Raw genomic sequence first — 22,231 nt, 5'->3', positions numbered from 1 at the left:
TAAATCTCCTTAATAGCTACCGTGAGTGTTGTTTTCAATTTCACTAATCGTTACTTTGCGCCACATCTTCACATAACACCATGTTGTGTAGATAAGAATAAGTGGTACAAAAATAACCGTAGCGATAAACATCACGTTAAGTGTCATATGGCTCGAAACCGCATCCCACATAGTTAAACTAATATTTGGGTTGTTGCTCGAAGGCATCACAAACGGGAACATTGACATACCCGCAGTTAAGATAACGCCTGCGAGCATTAAGCTTGACGCAGCCAATGCCATTGCTGGTTTTTGTAATTTAGATAATACAATTGCCAGTGCCGCCATCACGAATGCTAGGGCAGGGAACAGCATGGTTAATGGCATTTTTGTATAGTTATCAAGCCATGCACCCGGTGCCTGCGTTACTGTTTTAGCAAGCGGGTTTGCAAACCCTTGAGTATCGCCCATGCTAACGATTTTATAACCGTCAATTTGTGATACCCACACACCAGCTAAGGCAAACAATACAATAAACGCCATCAGTGCATATTGACCATATTGTGCTGAGCGTTTAGCAACCTCTGCATCAGTACGAAGTTGTAACCACATACCAGCGTGACCAACCAGCATCAGTACACTCACTAAGCCAACTACAATGGCAAATGGGTTTAATAACGCAAAGAATGAACCTTGATAACTGACACGCAGTAGGTCGTCGATATGATAAGGCACGCCCAGTAATAAGTTACCAAATGCCACACCAAATACTAAAGCAGGAATAAAGCTGCCAGCAAATAGGCCCCAATCCCAGTTATTACGCCAACGTGGTGAATCTATTTTTGAGCGATAATCAAAACCAAGCGGTCTGAAAAATAACGCAAATAACACCAGCATCATAGCAAAGTAAAAGCCAGAGAAAGCGGCTGCGTAAACCATAGGCCAAGCCGCAAACAGTGCGCCCCCAGCGGTTATGAACCAAACTTGGTTACCATCCCAGTGAGCACCAATGGTGTTAATAACTGTACGGCGTTCAACATCGGTTTTACCAACTAGGCGAAGCAAAATTGCCACACCCATATCCATGCCATCGGTCACTGCAAAGCCAATTAGTAAGACACCAATTAACAGCCACCAGATTAGTTTTAGTGTTTCGTAATCAAAAATCATGACTGAGCTCCTTGGCTTGCAAGTGAATCCGCTTTAGCAAGTTCATGGTGATATTTACCGGTATGAAGTGAGCTTGGGCCTTGTTTAATAAAGCGAAGCATCAGCCAGCCTTCTACAGCAGCAAGACCTGTATAGAAAACTAAGAAACCAGTAATACTAATCAATAAGTCATTCACCGTGAGTGACGAGGTTGCCAAGAAGGTCGGTAAAATTTCCGAAATTGCCCACGGTTGGCGGCCGTACTCCGCAACAATCCAACCAAATTCAATGGCAATCCAAGGCAGAGGAATACTCCATACCGCAGCCCATAATAACCAGCGCTTTTGCTCAATAATGCGGTGTGCGTTGTAATAAAATGCAAGGACGAATACACCAAGCATGATCACGCCACAGCCAACCATGATTCTAAATGACCAGAACATAGGGCCGACTTGAGGGATTGAGTCTTTCACTGCTTTTTGAATGTGCTCTTCTGTTGCATCTACCACGTTAGGGGTATAGCGCTTAAGTAGCAGACCATAGCCAAGGTCGTCTTTTAAGGTATCGAACTTTGCAATGTTTTCTGGTGTGTCTTCACCGCCACGAAGCTTTTCTAAGTATTCGTATGCAATCATGCCATTGCGAATACGTACTTCGTGCTGCTCTTCAAGGTCTTTAATACCCGTTACTTGCTCGTCGATAGAGCGAGTCGCAATGATACCCAGTGCATAGGGGATTTTTACAGCGGCGTGGGTGACTTGTTCTTCTGAGTCAGGAATACCAACCAAAGTAAATGCGGCAGGGGCTTCTTCGGTATGCCACTCAGCTTCAATGGTTGCGAGTTTGACTTTTTGCACCTCGCCAACTTCGTAGCCAGATTCATCACCAAGTAAAATAACACAAAGAATAGACGCTAAACCAAACCCTGAAGCAACCGAGAACGAACGCTTAGCAAAAGCAAGGTCGCGACCTTTTAAGATGTACCAGCTACTAATACCAAGTACAAACATAGATGCTGCAACATAACCTGCTGATACGGTATGAATAAACTTAACCTGTGCGACTGGGTTAAATACCAATTCAGCAAAGCTAGTCATTTCCATGCGCATGGTTTGGTAGTTAAATTCAGCACCTACTGGGTTTTGCATCCAACCATTTGCTACTAAAATCCATAACGCAGATAAGTTAGTCCCTAAAGCCATTAAGAAGGTAGCACCTAGATGCTGACGTTTACTCAAACGCTCCCAGCCTAAAAAGAACATACCGACAAAGGTTGATTCTAAGAAGAAAGCCATTAAGCCTTCAATCGCTAGCGGTGCGCCAAATATATCGCCCACATAGTGAGAGTAATAAGACCAGTTGGTACCAAACTCAAACTCCATGGTTAGACCTGTTGCCACACCAATCGCAAAGTTAATACCAAACAACTTACCCCAGAACTTAGTCATATCACGATAAATTTCGCGACCTGTCATCACGTAAACGGATTCCATGATCACTAAAATCCACGTCATACCTAAGGTAAGGGGAACAAATAGGAAGTGAAATAGGGCAGTGATTGCAAATTGCAATCGCGATAGATCCACAAATGTTTCATCTATCATTGTTTAGCTCCTTGTTAGCGGGTGCGGTAGACACGACAAATATTGATTATGAAGTTTCAGTAATTATTGAAACTTTGCAAATATTAAACCTGTATTCATTTTAGTCAATAGGAAAATACGAAATAAAGATGAATTAATCCTGCTCACCTTTTCTACAGATTAGAGATAAAGCTCTAAAGTTTCAAATATTTAATCGTTATAAAAAGCCGTTTTGCTATGGCTTATTTTATTCTTTTTTAAGCTCTTTTTAGATAGTAGCGAGTAAACCTGCAGGCTACACGCGCAAATAAATGCTCAACCAATGAGCAAGTAGGCAGGCTAATTTCGATTTCTAGTATTTATTAACTCTGTGACATTTATCCGACTGCTAAAACACGGTAAACTCGTTTTTATTAGTGCCAAAAGTTGCGAATTATCAACGAATGAAAGAACAAACAAAGCCGTTACGTATTGCCTTGGTGGCAGGTGAGTTATCAGGTGATATTTTAGGTGAAGGGCTAGTAAAAGCACTTAAACGCCGTTTTCCGGATGCCATATTTGAAGGGATTGCAGGCCCGCGTATGCAAGCGGCTGGCTGTAAAACATTATTCGATATGGACGAATTATCTGTAATGGGCCTAGTTGAAGTACTAGGCCGATTACCGCGCCTACTAAAAATACGCAAACAATTGGTGCAGCATTTTATCGACAACCCACCAGATGTATTTATTGGTATCGATGCCCCTGACTTTAACTTACGTGTCGAAAAACCGTTAAAAGAGGCGGGTATTAAAACAGTACAATATGTTAGCCCATCAGTGTGGGCGTGGCGCGAAAAACGTATTCATAAAATCAGTGCCGCCACTAATTTAGTGCTGGCATTATTACCGTTCGAAAAAGCCTTTTACGATAAGCACGATGTACCTTGTACCTTTGTGGGTCATACTTTGGCTGATGATATTGCCCTTGAGCACGACCAAACCGAGGCTCGTAACCAACTAGGTTTAGCACAAACTGATAAAGTACTTGCGTTGTTACCAGGTAGCCGAGGTTCTGAAGTAGGGCTTTTAAGCGAAACCTACATTGAAACAGCGGCTAAATTGCAAGCGCAAAACCCTGACCTTAAAATTGTGGTTCCGTTAGTCAATGAAAAACGAAAAGCACAGTTTTGTGAAATTTTAGAAAAAACAGCCCCTGATCTAAAACTGCAATTATTGGATGGTCAGTCAAACCTTGCAATGCAAGCGGCTGATGCCATTTTACTTGCCTCAGGAACCGCAACGCTTGAAGGTATGCTGTACAAAAAGCCGATGGTTGTGGGCTACAAAATTAAGCCACTGAGTTACTGGATTTTCAAAACCTTATTTACTTTTAACATTAAGTATTTCTCGTTGCCTAATTTATTAGCCGATGAAGAACTCGTTCCAGAATACTTACAAACTGAATGTAATGTTGAAAACCTATCGGCTGCGCTAACACCTATGTTGAATACCGATAACAGCGAACTAAAAGCGCGCTTTTTAGCCATACATAAAAACATTAGATTAAATGCCAATGAACAAGCTGCAGCAGCAGTCGCGGAGTTACTAAATGCAAATTGAACGACCGAATGTTAATTATATTGCTGGTGTAGATGAAGTTGGCCGTGGCCCATTAGTGGGTGATGTTGTTACCGCTGCGGTAATATTGGACCCAAATAAGCCTATTGCAGGGTTAGCAGATTCTAAAAAGTTATCAGACAAAAAACGTCAATTATTAGCTGCAGAAATAAAAGAAAAAGCCCTTTGCTATGCTATTGGTCGTTGTAGTCCAAGCGAGATTGATGAGTTAAATATTTTGCATGCCACTATGCTCGCGATGAGCCGCGCGGTTGAAGGCTTAAGCGTAAAGCCTGAGTTTGTCTTTATTGATGGTAACCGTGTGCCTAGCCAATTAACTGTGCCAGCACAGGCGGTAGTAAAAGGCGATAGCCTAGTTGAAGAGATTTCAGCAGCATCTATTTTAGCGAAAGTTGCTCGTGACGAAGAAATGATTGAGCTTGATAAGCGTTACCCTGACTATGGTTTTGCAGGCCATAAAGGTTACCCAACTAAAGCACACTTTGCAGCACTTGAACAATACGGTGCTATTGCAGAGCATCGTAAAAGCTTTAAACCTGTTCAGCGCATTTTGGCGTTAAAAGGAGAGCAACTGTAATGCCTGCGCCACAATTTGTTCACTTACGTGTTCACTCAGATTTCTCAATGGTGGATGGCCTAGCTAAAACTAAGCCAATTGTCGCTAAAGCAGAAGAGCTGCAAATGCCTGCGTTGGCTATCACCGATCAGATGAACTTATGTGGTTTGGTGCGTTTTTATGGCGCTGCCCATGGCGCTGGTATTAAGCCTATTGTCGGCGCAGACTTTTGGTTAAGAAGCCCTGAATTTGAAGATGAACCTAGCCGAATTACCATCTTAGCGAAAGATAACGAAGGTTATAAAAACCTTACTTTATTGATCTCTAAAGCGTACCAGCGTGGACATCTATTTCACCGCCCTGTGGTTGACCGTGAATGGCTGGTGGAGCACAAAAATGGCCTGATTTTATTATCTGGCGCTAAAGATGGCGACTTAGGTAAAGCCCTATTAAAAGGTAACCCTGGGCTTATTGAATCGGTCGTTAGCTTTTATAAGCAACATTTTAGCGATCATTATTACATTGAGCTTATTCGTACTGAGCGTGCTTTAGAAGAAGATTATTTACACCTAGCTGTTGAGCTTGCCACAAAAGAGCAGTTACCTGTAGTGGCAACGAACGAAGTGGTGTTTTTAAAACCAGAAAACTTTGAAGCCCATGAAATCCGCGTAGCAATCCATGACGGTTACACCTTAGAAGATAAACGTAGACCAAAACGTTTTTCTGAGCAGCAATATCTTAAAACAGCAGAGCAAATGGCTGAGCTATTTAGCGATATTCCTGAAGCGTTAGAAAACACCGTTGAAATTGCTAAGCGCTGTAATGTGACCGTACAGCTCGGGACTTACTTCTTACCAGATTACCCAACCGGTTCGCTGAAAATTGAAGACTTCTTGGTTAAGGTCTCTGAAGATGGCCTTGAAGAGCGTTTACAGTTTTTATTCCCAGATGAGCAAGAGCGTAAAGAGAAACGTGGCGAGTATGATGAGCGTCTGAAAATAGAGCTCGACGTAATCAACCAAATGGGTTTCCCGGGTTACTTCTTGATCGTAATGGAGTTCATTCAGTGGAGTAAAGATAACAATATTCCGGTAGGTCCAGGGCGTGGTTCTGGTGCTGGTTCATTGGTTGCTTATGCACTGAAGATCACCGACCTTGATCCGCTTGAATTTGACTTACTATTCGAACGTTTCTTGAACCCAGAACGTATCTCAATGCCCGATTTCGACGTCGATTTCTGTATGGATAGGCGTGATGAGGTAATTGATCACGTAGCGGCACTTTATGGTCGTGACGCGGTATCTCAGATCATCACCTTTGGTACCATGGCTGCAAAAGCGGTTATCCGTGACGTAGGCCGTGTACTTGGTCACCCTTACGGCTTTGTTGATCGTATTTCTAAACTAGTACCGGGCGATCCGGGTATGACCTTGGCTAAAGCGTTTGATGTTGAGCCTCGTTTACAAGAAGCCTACGACGGTGATGAAGAGGTCAAAGAGCTTATTGATATGTGTCGCATCCTTGAAGGCTGTACACGTAACGCCGGTAAACACGCTGGTGGTGTTGTAATATCACCAACCACTATCACTGACTTTGCAGCCCTTTATTGTGATGATGAGGGTAAATTCCCGGTAACGCAATTTGATAAAAACGACGTTGAGACGGCGGGTTTAGTTAAGTTTGACTTCTTAGGTCTAAGAACACTTACCATCTTGCAATGGGCAATTGATATGACTAACGAGCGCTTAGCCCGAGAGGGTAAAGAGCCAGTTGATATCAACGCTATTCCACTTGATGATAAGCCAAGTATTGAGTTACTGCTACGCGCCGAAACCACCGCGGTATTCCAGTTAGAATCTCGTGGTATGAAAGACCTTATTCGTCGTCTAAAGCCCGACTGCTTCGAAGATATGATCGCACTGGTAGCACTATTCCGCCCTGGTCCATTGCAATCAGGCATGGTAGATAACTTTATCGACCGTAAGCACGGCCGCGAAGAGTTATCTTACCCAGATGTGCAGTGGCAACACGATAGCTTGATACCCATTCTAGAACCGACCTACGGTATCATTCTTTATCAAGAACAGGTAATGCAGATTGCGCAGGTACTGGCTGGTTATACGCTAGGTGGCGCTGACATGCTGCGTCGTGCGATGGGTAAGAAAAAACCAGAGGAGATGGCAAAGCAACGTTCAACCTTCGAAGAAGGTGCTGTTAATAACGGAGTTGACGGCGAACTTGCAATGAAAATCTTCGACTTGGTAGAGAAGTTCGCAGGTTATGGTTTTAACAAATCTCACTCAGCTGCTTATGCCTTAGTATCGTACCAAACGTTGTGGATGAAAACCCACTACCCAGCAGAGTTTATGGCTGCGGTAATGTCGGCGGATATGGATAACACCGATAAAATTGTTACCTTGGTAGATGAATGTGAAAACATGAAACTGACCTTGTTACCGCCAGATGTAAATGCCGGTGAGTACAAGTTTACGGTTAATCTACAAGGTGAAATTGTTTACGGTATCGGTGCCATTAAAGGGGTTGGTGAGGCGCCTGTTGAAGCTATTTTAGAAGCCCGTAGCGAAGGTGGCCCGTTTAAGGACTTATTTGATTTTTGTGCCCGTGTTGACTTAAAGCGTTTAAACAAGCGAGTTGTTGAAAAGCTCATTTATGCCGGAGCGCTCGATCAACTTGGCCCAGATAAAACCCAACCTGGCCGTGCAACCTTATTAGCAAGCTTAAAAGATGCTATGCGAGCGGCCGATCAGCATCATAAGGCTGAGTCATTAGGGCAGGCAGATTTATTTGGATTACTTGCCACAGAGCCAGATGAAGTTGAACAAGCATTTATCAAAGCCACAGATTTAACCGACAATGAGTGGCTAGATGGTGAGAAAGAAACTTTAGGTCTGTATTTAACTGGCCACCCAATTAATCAGTATCGTAAAGAGTTAAAGCATTATACATCAGGAAGGCTGGTCGATTTACAACCCACTAACCGCGATGTGCAGTCAACGGCTGCAGGCTTAGTGATTTCTGCCCGTACCTTGATAAACAAAAAGGGAAATCGATGGGGTCTTGTAACTTTAGATGACAAGAGTGCCCGTATTGATGTACGCTTATTCCCAGAACAGTTTGAAATGTACCAAGATTTGCTGCAAGTAAACAATATCTTGGTAATATCTGGACAGGTCAGCTTTGATAACTTCTCTGGTGGCATTACAATGACCGCTAGAGACATATGCACCATCGCTGAGGCGCGAGAAAAACGTATAAAAGCGATTAAAATGACCTTGAATATGGTGCAGATCGAGGCGAACTTCTTCGATAATTTACAAAAAGTACTGGAACCTTATAAGTTTGGTACTTGTCCTATTAAAGTATTCTATCAACGTCCGGATGCGTTGGCTGAGATTACCTTAGGAACCGAATGGTGTGTTACGCCGAGTGATGACTTAATTCATAAGTTATCGCTGATGGCGGCGCAAGATGTAGAACTAGAATTTAATTAATTAGGTAGTTTAGAGCATGAGCCTCAATTATCTTGATTTTGAGCTTCCAATCGCAGAATTAGAAGCAAAAATTGAAGAATTACAAAATGTAAGCCGCGCTGGCGAATTAGACCTTGGATTAGAAGAGGAAGTCAGTCGATTAAAAGAGAAAAGTGCTGAAATGAAAGAGAAAATTTTCTCTGAATTAGGTGCTTGGCAGGTTTCTCAGTTAGCCCGTCATCCGTTGCGTCCTTATACTCGTGATTACATCGAGCGCATTTTCACGGAATTTGACGAACTAGCAGGCGACCGTACTTTTGCTAACGATCCAGCTATTTTAGGTGGTGTTGCACGTTTTGAAGGTCAACCAGTGATGGTTATTGGCCAACAAAAAGGGCGTGACACGGCTGAAAAAATTAAACGCAACTTTGGTATGCCAAAGCCAGAAGGTTACCGTAAAGCATTACGCTTAATGGAAATGGCTGAGCGTTTCAAAATGCCGATCATGACATTTATCGACACTCCAGGTGCATACCCAGGTGTTGGCGCTGAAGAGCGTGGTCAAAGTGAAGCAATTGCGCGTAACCTTAAAGTTATGGCTGCGTTAAAAGTACCAACTATCTGTACTGTTATCGGTGAAGGTGGTTCTGGTGGTGCATTAGCAATTGGTGTGGGCGACCGCGTTAACATGTTGCAATACAGCACTTACTCTGTAATTTCGCCAGAAGGTTGTGCATCAATCTTATGGAAAAGCGCAGACAAGGCACCATTAGCTGCAGAAGCCATGGGTGTAACAGCTGCACGTGTTAAAGAGCTTGATTTAATCAACAACGTAATTGATGAGCCACTTGGTGGCGCACATCGTAATTACGATGCGATGGCGCGTAACCTTAAAAACCAACTTAAGCGTGACCTAGCTGACTTACAAGGCCTTTCACTAGATGAAATGCTTGATCAGCGTTACAAACGTTTAATGTCGTTTGGCTATTGCTAAACACAGCTTAAAATTGAAAAAAGCCGCTTTTGCGGCTTTTTTTGTTTTATAATGCCGATAACAAAGACGCTTGTATACTCATTGGTTTTAAATGCAAACATCAGATTTATACCACCATTTTTTAGCACAATTGCAGCCTTTACTGAACGCTCAGCAAAGTAGCTTTAGCGTTGCCTTATCTGGCGGTGTTGATTCGGTTGTATTGTTACATTTAATAAAACAAGCTCAACAGCAGCACTCAGAACTTAAAATTGAAGCTGTGTATGTTAATCATGGTTTGAGCAAGTATGCTGATAAGTGGCAGGGGTTTTGCCAATCGCTGTGTGAAGAGCTCGATGTCGCATTTAAAGCGGTGCACGTTGAAATTTATGAGCGCTCGCGTACATCACTTGAGGCACAAGCAAGAGAGGCTCGTTACCAAGCACTAGACGAAAACTGTATACCAGGTAGTGTAATACTGCTTGGTCAGCACTTAAATGATCAACTTGAGACCTTCTTACTTCGTCTAAAGCGTGGTTCTGGCTTGCAGGGTTTAGCATCGATGCCACAAACGCGATTGTTAGCGTCTGGGCGTGTATGTTTTAGACCGCTGATTAATATCACTCGTGAGCAAATTGAACAATTTGCCAGTGAATTTGCTATTACCCATATCACCGATGATTCAAATGTTGATGAGCGCTTTGACCGCAATTTTTTACGTCATCAGGTTCTGCCCATTTTAACGGAGCGTTTTCAAGGGTTTGAAAAAAGTGCAGCGCGCAGTATTCGGCTATTACAAAAGCAGCAATCACTGCTCGATGAATATACTCAAAGCGACCTTACAAACTGCCAAAATTCACAGGGTGGTTTAAGCTGCGAGGCAATTGCGGGGTTTAGTAAGCCCAGACAAGCAAACCTTGTACGTGCGTGGCTGAATCAGTTTACCCATCAACTACCTTCAGAGAATCAGCTACAGCAAATTATTGAGCAAGGTTTAACGGCAAAAACTGATGCCCAGTTAAAAATTTGTTTGCAAAGCGGCGATGTTCGTCGGCATCAGCAACATTGGTACTTTGTGAAAGAGCAGGCAATACCTGAGGCGATGGATATTGCTTTGCAAAGCGTTGAACTGATTGGTGGCCGAAAACTAATAGTGAAAGCGGGTAAGGGTATTAGACAACCAAAGCCGGATGAGCAAGTAAGGGTTGAATTTAATAAGCCACAAGCGCGTATAAAGCCTTTGCATAAACCCGGCTCAAATACTTTAAAGCATTGGTTTAAAGATGCCAAAGTAGCTCCTTGGTTACGTGCGCAGACACCACTAATTTTTTATAACGATCAACTTGTGCAAGTAGTTGGCTACTTTATTAGTGAGCAGCACAGTGTTGAAGATGGAATTCTATGGGAGACACTCTATGAGTGAACAACCACATGTTGGTTTATCACTAGTTAATAAGGCACCACTTGGCTTTGTGTTGTCGGTGCTAGTAGCTGTAGTTGCCGGTTTTGCTTATGCAGAGCTGACAATAAATACACTTTTTTATGCACTAGCTGGCGGCTTAGTTTGCTCATTATTGCTGCTAGGTTACTGGTCAGGCAAAGGCGGTATTTTCTTTATTCTGGGCGTACTTACGCCGTTGGCTTTAGTGATGGTATCGCCCCTTACCACCATGGCTGCCTTGCTTTACTTATTAAGCGGCTTCTTCGCTGGTTTTTGGTTAGTATTACTTGGTTATAAATTTATAAACAAAAAAGCCTAGCGGGGGATGCTAGGCTTTTACTCAATTAGTAAGCTCTTGCGCAGTTTCTTCCTGCAGCTTTTGCCTTATAAAGACCTTTGTCAGCACGGGCAAACACTTCGTTTTCGCAGTCTTGGTTATTGGCGAGTGTATAACCAATGCTTGATGTTACATCATATTGAGCCATCAACCCTGAGCTAGCAACCAAACTCATAATACGATCAGCAATTACCTTATTAGTGGTGAATTCAGGGTCGTCGATTAATAATGCAAATTCATCTCCACCAAAGCGGAAAATTGAGTCAGTGCCACGCACGCTAGTGCGTAATACATTAGCAAATTCTTGCAGTACATCATCGCCAATTTTATGACCAAAGTTATCGTTAACTTGTTTAAAGTTATCTAAATCAAGCAACATTAAACTAAATGGACGATGCTGACGGCGGCAACGTTCTAGCTTTTGTGCCAAGCTGTCATTAAATTGACTACGGTTGTTTAAGCCTGTTAGCGCATCTTTAGTCGCTAAACGTAATACGCGGGTATACATAAGCGCATTACGTAATGGGTAAACGAGTGCTGTATGAAGCTGCTTTAATTTTGCTTCAATCGCTTTACCCATAGGGAACTGGCTAAAATAAATTAACTGCCCTAAGCGTTCACTTTCGATATCTAAATCAAAAGAGTACGGTGTTTGACTGGTATCGCTGCCAGCACTTTGTGACACTCCGAGTGCAGATTGGAACTGTAATCCAGATAAATTGATCAGTTGTTTTGCGTGTTCGGCAAAAATTGTCAAAATTTCTTCGATTGATAACGTAGTTTGTAATCTTGCGACCAAATCGTGTGGACTATTTGTTTCATTTATTCGGTAATGCTCTGCCGAAAACGGCAGAAACTCGCCTCGCGCAGACACCCGCTGCGTCAAAATATGGACATTTTCCATGATAATTCTCCCCCCGGAGTGTTTAGATACTCATACTTAGCGAGATTTGTGCCACATTTTTAAACTGGCTGAAAAACAGATGGTTGCTATATTTAAGGTAGGGTACAGCTTTATCATCAAGTAGAAGGGAGTTTATTGCTTGCAAAATGTGCTGATTCAAGTGTTTGGCTTGCTCGTCGCTGCCGTATTATTTGTTTGGTTCTTCAAACGAATTGGTTTACCACCTATTCTTGCTTATCTTGCCACCGGCGTGTTGGCGGGGAGTCATGGTATTGGCTGGATGGCGCAAAGCCACGAAATGCACTTTGTTGCCGAACTTGGCATTGTATTTTTACTGTTTAGCTTAGGGCTTGAGTTTTCGTTGCCGCGTTTAATGGCAATGCGAAATATTGTTTTTGGCCTTGGCTCCTTACAGGTCGTGGTGACCAGTATTGTATTTATGCTGATTTTACTGCTGTTAGAGCACAGCCTTTTAAATAGTTTTACCATCGCCAGTTTAATGGCGCTATCTTCAACGGCGGTAGTGGTTAAGTTACTTAAAGAGTCTGGAGATTTAAACCAGCGCCGCGGCCAGTTGGCAATAGGGGTGTTGCTATTTCAAGATATTGCTGTTGTCCCTCTACTAATTGTTTACCCTCTACTGGCTCAAAGTGGCTCTGAAGAAATTGCTGGAGCATTGGCTTTTGCACTCACTAAAGGCGCTTTAGTGTGTATTTTATTGTTCGGCATAGGTAAATGGATTTTGCCTAAAGTGTTTAGCGAAATAGCGCTGGTAAGAACCGATGAGCTATTTATGCTAACGACTTTATTGGTTGCCTTGTTTGCCGCAGGCCTGACTTACCTATTTGGTTTATCGATGGCGTTAGGCGCCTTTTTAGCCGGCATGATGTTAGGAGAAAGCCATTATCGTCACCAACTAGAAGCCGATATTAGACCGTTTCGCGATATTTTGATGGGGCTATTCTTTGTGACCGTCGGTATGCAGTTAGATGTGCTTTATGTACTTCATAGTTGGTACTGGATCATCGCTGTATTAATTGGTTTATTGCTATTTAAAATAGCAGTTCTCGCAATTTCTGCGCAAGTGATGGGGGAGCGTAAGCAAGATGCGGTATCGGCGGGTATTATGCTTTGGCAAATGGGAGAATTTGGCTTTGTGTTAATTGCACTTGCTTCGCAGCATTTGCTGATAAGCTCAGAGCAAGCTTCGTTTTTAATAGCAGTTGGCGTACTTTCAATGGCGCTAACGCCTTACCTTATTGAAAAAACACCGCTTATTCTTAAAAAACTTGGCCTTTTAAGCCATGCAGGGCAGTATTGGCAGCAGCCTGCGACAAGTAGCCCCTTGTATCAAAATCATATTGTGATTTGTGGCTTTTCTCGTGTGGGGCAAACCGTAGCACGCTTTTTAAAACCAGAAGCTATTGAATACGTCGCGGTTGAAAGCAACCCCATCTTATTGCAAGAAGCAAAAGCGGCTGGCGAGCCAGTTATTTTTGGCCATGTAAATCAAAAAGATATTTTAAAATCAGCGGGTGTAGAGCGGGCAAGGCTAGTCATTATTACTTTTACTGATTTTGAGCAAACACAGATTGTTGTTGATGCCATCAAGCAGATAGCCCCTGACGTGAAAATACTGGTACGGATGCGAGATGATACCGAAATGGAAACGCTTAAAGAGCTTGGTGTTACTGAGGTGGTGCCTGAAACACTCGAAGCAAGTTTGATGCTGGTTTCGCATGTGCTGTATATGTCTGGCGTGCCGATGACACGGATCATACGCCGAGTAAGTAAAGAGCGGCGTAATCGTTATAAGTTCTTAAATGGCTTTTTCACTGGCGATAAACTCGATGGCGAAGAGGCAAGTTCAGATAGGCTTGAGTATTTACATGTTATAGCTCTGCCAGAACACGCTTATGCGGTTAATCAGAAAATTAGTGAGCTTAAACTTGAGCAGCGCCGTGTGTCGGTTAGAGCACTGCGCCGACAAGACCGAGAAATTGACGCACCTTCATCACAAACTATTTTATTGGCAGGCGATATTTTAGTGTTACAAGGCAAGCCTCGCCGAGTAGAGCGGGTAGAAAGGTTTTTACTCGATGGTATGGAGTAGCTTTTAGCTACTCCAGCTCTAAGAATTTACGAATTTCAGGTAGCTTTTTAAGGCCATCTTGGTAGCCAATTTCAATGAGCTTTTGGGTATAACGTTTTTCAAACAGTAAGTAGCTCGTTAAACTCGATTGCGAACGTTTCTTCACGCCTATCATGCGTAGTAACAGTTTGATTGCCATAGGCATGTCATCATAAAACTGAGCTGCGATTGCATTAAAGTTTTGCGATGGGTTGATCACGCATGTTTCGATTTGTTTTAACTCTTGGTGTTTGTCGCGGGCAGGTAACAGGCTCAGCGTGCGATTGATACGCTGTAAACGCTCTAAATCAGACTGTAGGGTGTCGGTAAATACGCTATCGAGTAAGTGACCTGCAATATTAGAAAGGCCTGGGTAATGAGGCTGATAACCCGGCGGATGCAATTCTTTTGGCTCATCCACACCAATGATAAAGATTTTTTCAGCACCTAAGTGAACCGACGGACTCAGTGGTGAAAGTTGGTGAATAGAGCCATCGCCAAAATAGTGGTTATAAACATTCACGCTCGGGAACACCATGGGAATAGCGCTCGATGCCATTAAGTGCTCAACATTAATGCGGGTTGCTTGCCCCTCACGCTTTGCTCTGCGCCACGGCTTTTGTGTAAGTGACTGAAAAAAGGCCACAGAGTCACCCGTGGTATAGCTCGAAGCGGTAATCGATACTGCATCTAGGTAGTTTTTATGTAGATTTCGTTCGATACGCGATAAATCGAGTATTTCGTGTAGTAACTTTCTAAGAGGCTTATTATTTAGCAAGCTCGCAGGTGGGTGATTAATATGTTCAGATTGAAAACTCGTAAGCATGTTGCGAGTAATATGCAAAAACACACTTAAAAAGTCGCTTTTATAAACCTGAGAAGTCGAAAAATTCTTCCACACCCATTCAAGTTTTTTGCATGCTAAATGCGCACACGATGCATAACATGCTAATGCAGCGGAATTAATTGCGCCAGCTGATGTCCCATTAATAATAGTAAAGGGCAGCGGTGCTGTGCGAGGCATGCTTTGCGTAATCGCTTTAAGCACACCAACTTGATAAGCCGCTCGCGCGCCACCACCTGTTAGTAATAAAGCGATTTTAGAGTGCTGTGTTTTTTTTAACTTACTGCTCATGGTTGCATTTAAATAGTTGTGCGTCTTTACTTTATTTATCAACTGTAAGTCTTTAAGCTAGAAGAAGCAAAGATTAGCTCAAGGCTAAATGGTTTTTTCGTATTTTTATCTGTTTTATTTTTAAGGGAGTGTCTATGTCAGAGCATTCGTCAGAGCCTGAAGTACAAAAGGGTTCATCAAATAACAACCTGATTTTCGCGGTGGTTGTGCTTATTCTTGTTGCTGGTGTGGCAGCGTTTATTTTATTGAAGCCTGAAGATAAACCAGTGCAAGTTGTTGAAGATATTGTTGCAGAAGAAGCGCCAGTTGTTGAGTACCAAGAGCCTGAACCAGAGCCTGAAGTGACAGAGCCTGAGCCAGAACCAGTTGTAGTGGACACTGCTCCAGAGCGCACTCCAGAGCCAGTTCCAGAAGTTGAACCATTACCAACGTTAAATGAAAGCGATGAAGTGGTTGTTGCCCGTATGGATGAGTTACTAACTGACCAAGTGATGAGCTTAATGGTGACCGACGATCTTATTCGCCGTGGTGTTGTGTATGTTGATAACATCGCCAAAGGTAAAGTGGCATTAAGCCATGCACCTGTAGAGCGCCCTAAAGAGTCATTTAAAGTTATTGAGGGCGACATTTTAACAATCGACCCAAATAGTTATGAGCGCTACACGCCATACGTAAAACTATTTACCAGCCTGAGCGCGGCCCAAGTAATTCGTATGTATGATGAATACAAACCACTTATCAACGAAGCTTATGCAGAAATTGGCTACGAAGGTGATGCATTCACAGGCACGCTAGAAGAGGCTATTGACGTACTACTTGATACGCCAGAGCCAAAAGGTGATATGCCACTTGTTCGCAACTCAGTTACGTATCAATATGCTTACTCTGAGTGGGAAAACCTACCTGATGCGCAAAAACAATTACTGCGTATGGGCCCAGAAAATATGAAAAAAGTGAAAGCAGCACTGCGCAACATCAAAGCTGAACTTGAAAAGTAAGCGATAACCCCCTTAATGACAGTGCGATTGTATACCAAGTATGCAATCGCACTTTCTTTTTCGAATATCCCTTGAATAACAGGCTAAAAGTAGAGATAATCCCTCCCGCGCCAAACAAGGCCCTCAATGGTAGTCTTATTGGTCCTCTCGCAACACTAGCAGGTGAACCTGGTCAGGCCCGGAAGGGAGCAGCCACAGCGTGTGACGTGTGTGCCGAGATGCGGCTGGTAAGACTGCCACCCAAAATCTCCTTTGGGTGACTTTCTTCATTTAAATTCCATTTTAAACCTTTCTTTAGAACTCTTTTTTATTCTGTATTAATTAAACTTAACTTTAAGTATGTTTTTTTAAGTTATCGAGACATCCACTTTAGAGTTAATTAGACACACACATTAAAAATGTGAACTTCGTTTTTATGTACATGATTGATTTGAAGGAGACACTGTTAGTCAGGTACAGGTTATAAAAACTATTAAGACACCCACTATAGTAGGAGTTTTTAATAGCTAACTCTAAGAGCAACTAGTTTAGTCGCTCAAAATTAATTAACTAAATTAATCTATACATCAAAATGTTATGTTTACAAGATTTTGTAGGGCATTGCCTGAACAGTACCTGACTTTGGGCAAGCTTAGCCCAAGGGTAAGGCTACTTTAAACATTTTCGAGCTTCGGCTTAGGAAAATAGTGCGCGACTAGTGCTAATAGAGCTTCTTCGTTTTCGTTTCATATGATTTGTATAAGCTGTGATTGCTTGTTCTTTACCTGCAGTATTTTTAAATGAGCGGGTAAAGGAAGTGGTGAGTGTGAGCCAGTTGTCAGTACAAATATTTAGTCTTTCAAGTATTGGTAACGCATTTTCTGTGATTTTCCCAGGCTTATTTTCTCGTATTGAACGGCCTGTCCAATCTACAAGTTGCAGATATGTCTTGAGCTCAAATGGTAGTCCCTTAGGCATATGTTTTCGTGGTTTACCTGCAAAGCGCATAAGTGATTTCGGTTGCTTATTCTTTTGAGCTGCATTAATTCTAGATTTAATACTGGTGTAGTCAGATTGCTCGGGTAAATCAGCCGCTTTTGCTCTAACAGGATTTAAATCTACATAAGCGAGGCAAGCGGCAAGTGCTGCTTCATCAAGTAAAGCTTGTGATTTAAAGCGACCTTCCCAAAACCGTCCTTTGCATTCATCTTCTTGATTCGCTTTTCGTGCAATACTTTCATTAAGCACGCGCATAAACCAACTAATGCTGCTGAGCCTCTCACGATATATATTTATTCTGGTATTAACCGCAGCGAGCTCGGTTTGTGTTAGCAATTCGCCATTTAAGAATCGTTGGCAAAGGAATGTACTTTTGAATAATTTGTGCCATCTAATAAGAATCGCTTTATTATTTAGACGCTTAGCTTTTGCTATATCAATGTGAAGAACCAGATGAGTGTGATTACTCATTACAGCGTAGGCGCAAATATCAATACAAAATATTCGCCCAAGTTGAAGTAGTTTCTTTTCAACCCAATCGCGCCTATGTTCATATGAACGACCCGTTAGTGGATCTTTTCCGCACAAATAAGCGCGACGAACGCAGCGTGAAATACAATGGTAATAAGGCGTGTTTGAAACGCTAATCAAGTTTCTACGTGGGGTTGCCATGCTCTTCTCCTCCATGAGTTGAACAATTTAAGTTTAGTCATAATTATGAGAAGTGAGAAATATTAAATTGGGTGTCTAGTTAGAGGTTATTTTTTCATAGGTTTAACTCTGTGAAGTAATAGAAATTAATATGGGTGTCTTGTTAGTAAATTAATTTATTATTTGATCCCATAGCTTTAGTTATGGGATCAAATTTGGTTATTGGGGGGAGTAAGCTAAAGAGGACGAGTTATTCTACAAATACTCTAAACCCCCATGCTGGAATTGTTAGTTCTGTTGTGTGAGTAAATTCTATTGCCTGTTTTGAAAAAGCATCTGTGTATTTACCTAAAAACAATGGCTCTTTAAAGTTAACTGTTTGTGGCTCTTTCGATAAGTTGAATACTGCAAATACTTTATCGTTGCCTTTTGCACGAACAAAGCTAAGTACCTGTTTTGGTGCGGTGTTTGGTACATGCACCATGCGGCCGCCAAATTGGCCATTCCACAGTGCTTCATTACTATGTTTGAGTGCAAATAGTGATTGGTATAAATCACCAATAGGGTGCTTTTTCCATTTGATTGGGTCACGTTCGAAAAAAGCGAGGCGTTTATCGTTACCTGCTTCTTGGCCGTTGTAAATCATAGGGAAGCCTTCGCCAACGACAGATAATGTAATGACGGCTTCAAGTGCAGCGCCATAGTTTTCGAACATGGTGCCTTCCCATGCATTTGTGTCATGGTTGGCAACACCCACAAGGCGGTAAGCCTCGGCTGGGAATGCACTTTCGTTCCATGAGTAATAAACGAAGAGGGCGCTGACATCTGCATGGCCGTTGACTATTTTGTGCATGTGTTCAGACCATGACCACGCGTAAGTCATATCAAAGGCTTCAGCATGTAAATCACGAGACTCCCATTCTGCCAGCATTAATACTGGTTTTATTTCATCGAGTTCACGACGGACGTTATTCCAAAAGTCTACGGGCACAAAGCCTGCCACATCACAGCGATAGCCATCAATACCGACTTCTTTTACCCAATATTTCATCGACTCTGTCATGTACTCACGTACTGCAGGTTTTGAATAATTAAAATCGATAATGTCAGACCAATCCCACCACGGTGTCGGTCTAAATTGGCCTTTGTAGTCTCGGTCGTACCAATCGGGGTGCTCATATCGAAGCCAATTATCCCAAGCACTGTGATTTGCTACCCAATCTAAAATGATATACATCCCCATTTCATGGGCTTTGTTCACAAATGCTTTAAGGTCTTCTAATGTGCCAAACTCTGGGTTTACTTTACGGTAATCTTTTACAGAATAAGGGCTACCTAAACTGCCTTTTCGGTTTTCTTCACCAATCGGGTTTATGGGCATAAACCAAATAATATCAACGCCTAACTCTTTCAAGCGTGGCAATTGCTGCTGTGCAGCATTAAAGGTGCCTTCTTTAGTGAATTGGCGCGTATTTAATTGATAAAGCACCGCATTTTTTGACCACTCAGGATGAGTAAGCTTTACGTAAGGCTTGGGCTCATAGGCACTGTTTGAAGTTTTAGTGTGTGTACATGCAGTAGGTAGGCTTAGTAATAATATAAGCAAACTTTTGGTTAGCAATGAATTCATATCAGGCCTTGTTGTCGAATAAAGGTGTTGCATGAAAAAACAACACTTCGACTAAATATATACCCTGAGCTAATATTTACAATTAAATGCATACGTATTCACAATGTGGTTACATAATCGATTAAGGTCTTATTTAAAAGCTTAATTAGAGGTAGGTGGTAGCTAAATACTTAAATGATTAAATAGGGTGGGGAAATATCTAAAAACGACAGCAAGAAAAAGCTAAGCTGTCGTTTAAATATGCCGAGCTAGGCTGAAATCATAAAAGTAGATTTACTGGCATCCCAACTGATCAGTTTTTTAATTTCCAGCTCTTTTATAATGGTTAGTAATTCAGAGTCACTTAGGCAGCAGCCTTGTTTTAGTTTATCGAGTGATATCTCTTTATTACGGCTATGAAGCTTAGAGGCCAGCATAATACGGTAGATTAATTTTGACTTACGGTTCATAACGCATCTCCTCCACATTTTTGTTGATAGCATTTTAGGTTGCTACTTGGTTTTATAATTTGGTGTAATGTGTACTGATGATTTTTTCGACTATGAGGGATCTTTTTAGTTAAGTCAATCAAAATAGAACAAGATTTGTACAGCGCTATGGGTGAGGGTGTTAGCAGTAAAGTACAACCTCAACTGATTGAAAATATTGAATAATTTTAAAGTTTGGTGTGTTTTAAAATAATTAAAAATCAGTGGGTTATTACTTTTTACAATAACTTAATCCACCAGTTCGTCACGGCTATCCGCAATCACGTCATGCAGTGCTTTAAATAGTAAATGCTTTTCAATAGGTTTGCCTACGTGGCCATTAAAACCACAATTCATGTATTCGATGATATTTTCTTTCATCACGTTGGCAGTCAAGGCAATAACTGGCACCTCTTTATCAATGCTGCGAATATGTGAGCAGGCTTCTATACCCCCCATAGTAGGCATTTGTATATCCATTAAAACTAAAATGGGATTGAGTTGTTTAAATAGCTCGACTGCTTCAGCGCCATCTTTTGCAAAGTGAAGATCAGCGTTGGTTTCTGCAAGCATCGACTTGATGATCATGGTATTGAGCGGGTTATCTTCAGCTATTAATAAGGTTTTAGCCGATAAGACAGGTGCGGTTACATCGGTAAAGCTATCATGTAAGTGCTGCTTTTCAGATACTTTGAGCGGTAAATAAACCGTGAAATGGGTGCCTTTACCGAGTGCGCTGTCTACATCAATACGACCGTTCATACGGTTAATGAGATTAGCGGTGATCGACATGCCTAATCCTGTCCCGCCAAAACGCCGCGTTATGCTGTTATCGGCTTGTTGAAAACGGTTAAACAGGTGCATTAAACCCTCTTTATTCATACCAATGCCGGTATCAATCACTTCTATCTCAACACCTTGTTTTTGGCTTTGCGAAGATTTATTAATCTTTACTTGCACGCCACCTTGCTCGGTAAATTTAACGGCGTTAGAAACCAGGTTTAAAATAATTTGCCGAACCCTAACTGGGTCTCCTACCCATAAATCTTCAACGTCATCGTCTATATCTATATTTAATTCAATTGCTTTTTCGTTACAAAGCGGCAGAAAATCAGAATTGATTGACTCAACGACCTTCGACATCGAAAAATCTACCTGTTCAATATAAAGCTCGTTCGCCTCCATTTTCGAAAAGTCTAAAATATCGTTGATGATGGTAAGGAGTGAGCGACAAGAAAACAACGCCTTAGAAACAACTTCTATATTTTTCGGTTTTTGAATGTTCGGCTGCAAAATTTGTAAAAGCCCCATAATGCCATTAAGTGGGGTGCGTATTTCATGACTCATGTTGGCTAAAAATTCTGATTTTATTCTCGCGCCTTCTAAAGCTCGCTCAGTAAGCTCAATTTGTTGTTTATAAGAGTTTGAGAGTTTTCTAAAGTAAATAAGCAATATGCTGGTGAGCAATATGATCGTTAACACATGCACGATGTAAGCAATTTGGAAGTTTTCATCAATGGCGATGCTTTTATCTTTAAGCATTAAGTTTACATGTTGCTCGAACGCGGCAAGTGCCTTGAAAGCAGCTGTGTCATCTACTTTTACTATAGAGTCTATTTGCTCGCTTGTCGCGCTGTTAGCAATCATCGTTAAAACAATATCGACTTTACTTTCATACTCACTGACCGTTTTTTTAACGTCAGTAAGCGCAGTCTGATCGTATTCTTTTATTGCGCTAAGCTTGGCAAGGATCTCTTTTATTTCGATGAGTTCCTTTTCAATGGGGGGAAGATACAGTTCTGTATTTTTTCTGAGCACTAGGTTTTTAAAATGGTGAATAAAGCCACCATAACCGAGTCTTTGTATTAGCTTGTCGTGAAGTACATAAACGTTAGCGGCGGTTTTTGAATAGTCATGCCATTGTGAGTCGACATTTTTGTAAAAGAATAATGAGGTAACAGTGAGCGACGTTAATAATGCAATCACTATAATTGCATTCATTTTTAACTTGTTTTTAGTTTGCTGCAACGCTTTTGTCATCAGTTTACCGCACCTATCTGTTGTTAATTTAAGCATAGCAGTATTTTTTTTGTTCACATAAGAAGGGCCTAAAGTCAGAACGACTTTTTATGAGAACAAAAAAACCTTAACAACTAAGGTAAAATTAATTTAAAGCGAATAATTAGCTCTTCATAAAAAACTTTGCAAT

Annotated in this window: 16 protein-coding genes and 1 other RNA gene; 9 read left to right on the top strand and 8 right to left on the bottom strand. The window is 41.8% G+C overall.

The window, feature by feature from the left end; all coding sequences use genetic code 11:
* Positions 1-9: 9 nt before the first annotated feature.
* Together cydB and AADY36_RS11220 are read right to left on the bottom strand one after the other, a co-directional pair.
* Complete coding sequence (cydB, locus tag AADY36_RS11225; RefSeq protein WP_342408990.1) at positions 10-1,149, bottom strand: cytochrome d ubiquinol oxidase subunit II; 1,140 nt, start codon at positions 1,147-1,149, stop codon at positions 10-12.
* Positions 1,146-2,732: a cytochrome ubiquinol oxidase subunit I gene (locus tag AADY36_RS11220; protein ID WP_054562035.1), complete on the bottom strand. Its 1,587-nt coding sequence runs from the start codon at positions 2,730-2,732 to the stop codon at positions 1,146-1,148. Before AADY36_RS11220 ends, cydB begins: the two co-directional genes overlap by 4 nt.
* A 422-nt stretch (positions 2,733-3,154) precedes the next feature.
* Here AADY36_RS11220 and lpxB point away from each other — a divergent pair, with 422 nt between their 5' ends.
* The 6 genes from lpxB to AADY36_RS11190 all read left to right on the top strand — a co-directional run bounded on the left by lpxB (position 3,155) and on the right by AADY36_RS11190 (position 11,110).
* Positions 3,155-4,312, top strand: coding sequence for a lipid-A-disaccharide synthase (gene lpxB / locus AADY36_RS11215; protein WP_054553105.1), 1,158 nt, complete (start codon positions 3,155-3,157; stop codon positions 4,310-4,312).
* Positions 4,302-4,907: a ribonuclease HII gene (gene rnhB / locus AADY36_RS11210; protein WP_054562034.1), complete on the top strand. Its 606-nt coding sequence runs from the start codon at positions 4,302-4,304 to the stop codon at positions 4,905-4,907. Before lpxB ends, rnhB begins: the two co-directional genes overlap by 11 nt.
* Positions 4,907-8,398: a DNA polymerase III subunit alpha gene (dnaE, locus tag AADY36_RS11205; RefSeq protein WP_130166723.1), complete on the top strand. Its 3,492-nt coding sequence runs from the start codon at positions 4,907-4,909 to the stop codon at positions 8,396-8,398. The genes rnhB and dnaE overlap by 1 nt, the downstream gene beginning before the upstream one ends.
* 16 nt (positions 8,399-8,414) lie before the next feature.
* Entirely contained in the window at positions 8,415-9,371 is a 957-nt protein-coding gene (accA, locus tag AADY36_RS11200; protein WP_054553102.1) for an acetyl-CoA carboxylase carboxyl transferase subunit alpha, read from the top strand.
* A 91-nt stretch (positions 9,372-9,462) separates the two neighbouring features.
* Positions 9,463-10,773, top strand: a complete 1,311-nt coding sequence (gene tilS, locus AADY36_RS11195) for a tRNA lysidine(34) synthetase TilS (RefSeq protein ID WP_342408989.1) — start codon at positions 9,463-9,465, stop codon at positions 10,771-10,773.
* Positions 10,766-11,110 carry a hypothetical protein gene (locus AADY36_RS11190; RefSeq protein WP_055021944.1) on the top strand — a complete coding sequence of 115 codons (345 nt, stop codon included), beginning with the start codon at positions 10,766-10,768 and terminating at the stop codon, positions 11,108-11,110. The genes tilS and AADY36_RS11190 overlap by 8 nt, the downstream gene beginning before the upstream one ends.
* A gap of 25 nt (positions 11,111-11,135) precedes the next feature.
* Here the strand turns inward: AADY36_RS11190 and AADY36_RS11185 are convergent, their stop codons facing one another.
* Positions 11,136-12,032 carry a GGDEF domain-containing protein gene (locus tag AADY36_RS11185; protein WP_054562029.1) on the bottom strand — a complete coding sequence of 299 codons (897 nt, stop codon included), beginning with the start codon at positions 12,030-12,032 and terminating at the stop codon, positions 11,136-11,138.
* A 139-nt stretch (positions 12,033-12,171) separates the two neighbouring features.
* Between AADY36_RS11185 and AADY36_RS11180 the strand changes: the two genes are divergently transcribed.
* Positions 12,172-14,145, top strand: a complete 1,974-nt coding sequence (locus AADY36_RS11180) for a monovalent cation:proton antiporter-2 (CPA2) family protein (protein ID WP_239963194.1) — start codon at positions 12,172-12,174, stop codon at positions 14,143-14,145.
* A gap of 7 nt (positions 14,146-14,152) precedes the next feature.
* On the opposite strand, the gene AADY36_RS11175 is transcribed toward AADY36_RS11180, so the two are convergent.
* Entirely contained in the window at positions 14,153-15,298 is a 1,146-nt protein-coding gene (locus AADY36_RS11175) for a patatin-like phospholipase family protein (protein ID WP_054562027.1), read from the bottom strand.
* 134 nt (positions 15,299-15,432) lie between these two features.
* On the opposite strand from AADY36_RS11175, the gene AADY36_RS11170 reads away from it, so the two are divergent.
* Entirely contained in the window at positions 15,433-16,296 is an 864-nt protein-coding gene (locus AADY36_RS11170) for a DUF3014 domain-containing protein (protein WP_239963193.1), read from the top strand.
* A gap of 136 nt (positions 16,297-16,432) precedes the next feature.
* An RNA gene (gene ffs / locus AADY36_RS11165) (signal recognition particle sRNA small type) lies at positions 16,433-16,529 on the top strand.
* Positions 16,530-16,971: 442 nt separating this feature from the next.
* On the opposite strand, the gene AADY36_RS11160 is transcribed toward ffs, so the two are convergent.
* From AADY36_RS11160 to AADY36_RS11145, 4 genes are all read right to left on the bottom strand, one after another.
* Positions 16,972-17,946, bottom strand: a complete 975-nt coding sequence (locus tag AADY36_RS11160; RefSeq protein WP_239963192.1) for a transposase — start codon at positions 17,944-17,946, stop codon at positions 16,972-16,974.
* 229 nt (positions 17,947-18,175) lie between these two features.
* Positions 18,176-19,555, bottom strand: coding sequence for an alpha-amylase family glycosyl hydrolase (locus AADY36_RS11155; RefSeq protein WP_342408988.1), 1,380 nt, complete (start codon positions 19,553-19,555; stop codon positions 18,176-18,178).
* A gap of 248 nt (positions 19,556-19,803) precedes the next feature.
* Positions 19,804-20,004: a hypothetical protein gene (locus AADY36_RS11150; RefSeq protein ID WP_054564084.1), complete on the bottom strand. Its 201-nt coding sequence runs from the start codon at positions 20,002-20,004 to the stop codon at positions 19,804-19,806.
* A 267-nt stretch (positions 20,005-20,271) separates the two neighbouring features.
* The gene (locus AADY36_RS11145; RefSeq protein WP_342408987.1) at positions 20,272-22,062 is read right to left on the bottom strand and encodes an ATP-binding protein; all 1,791 of its coding nucleotides are present in this window, start codon (positions 22,060-22,062) and stop codon (positions 20,272-20,274) included.
* Positions 22,063-22,231 lie beyond the last annotated feature (169 nt).

Origin of the sequence: Pseudoalteromonas sp. D15MCD-2 (assembly GCF_038562745.1) — a bacterium.
Taxonomy (GTDB): domain Bacteria; phylum Pseudomonadota; class Gammaproteobacteria; order Enterobacterales; family Alteromonadaceae; genus Pseudoalteromonas.
This window is presented reverse-complemented; position numbering and strand designations above follow the sequence as displayed.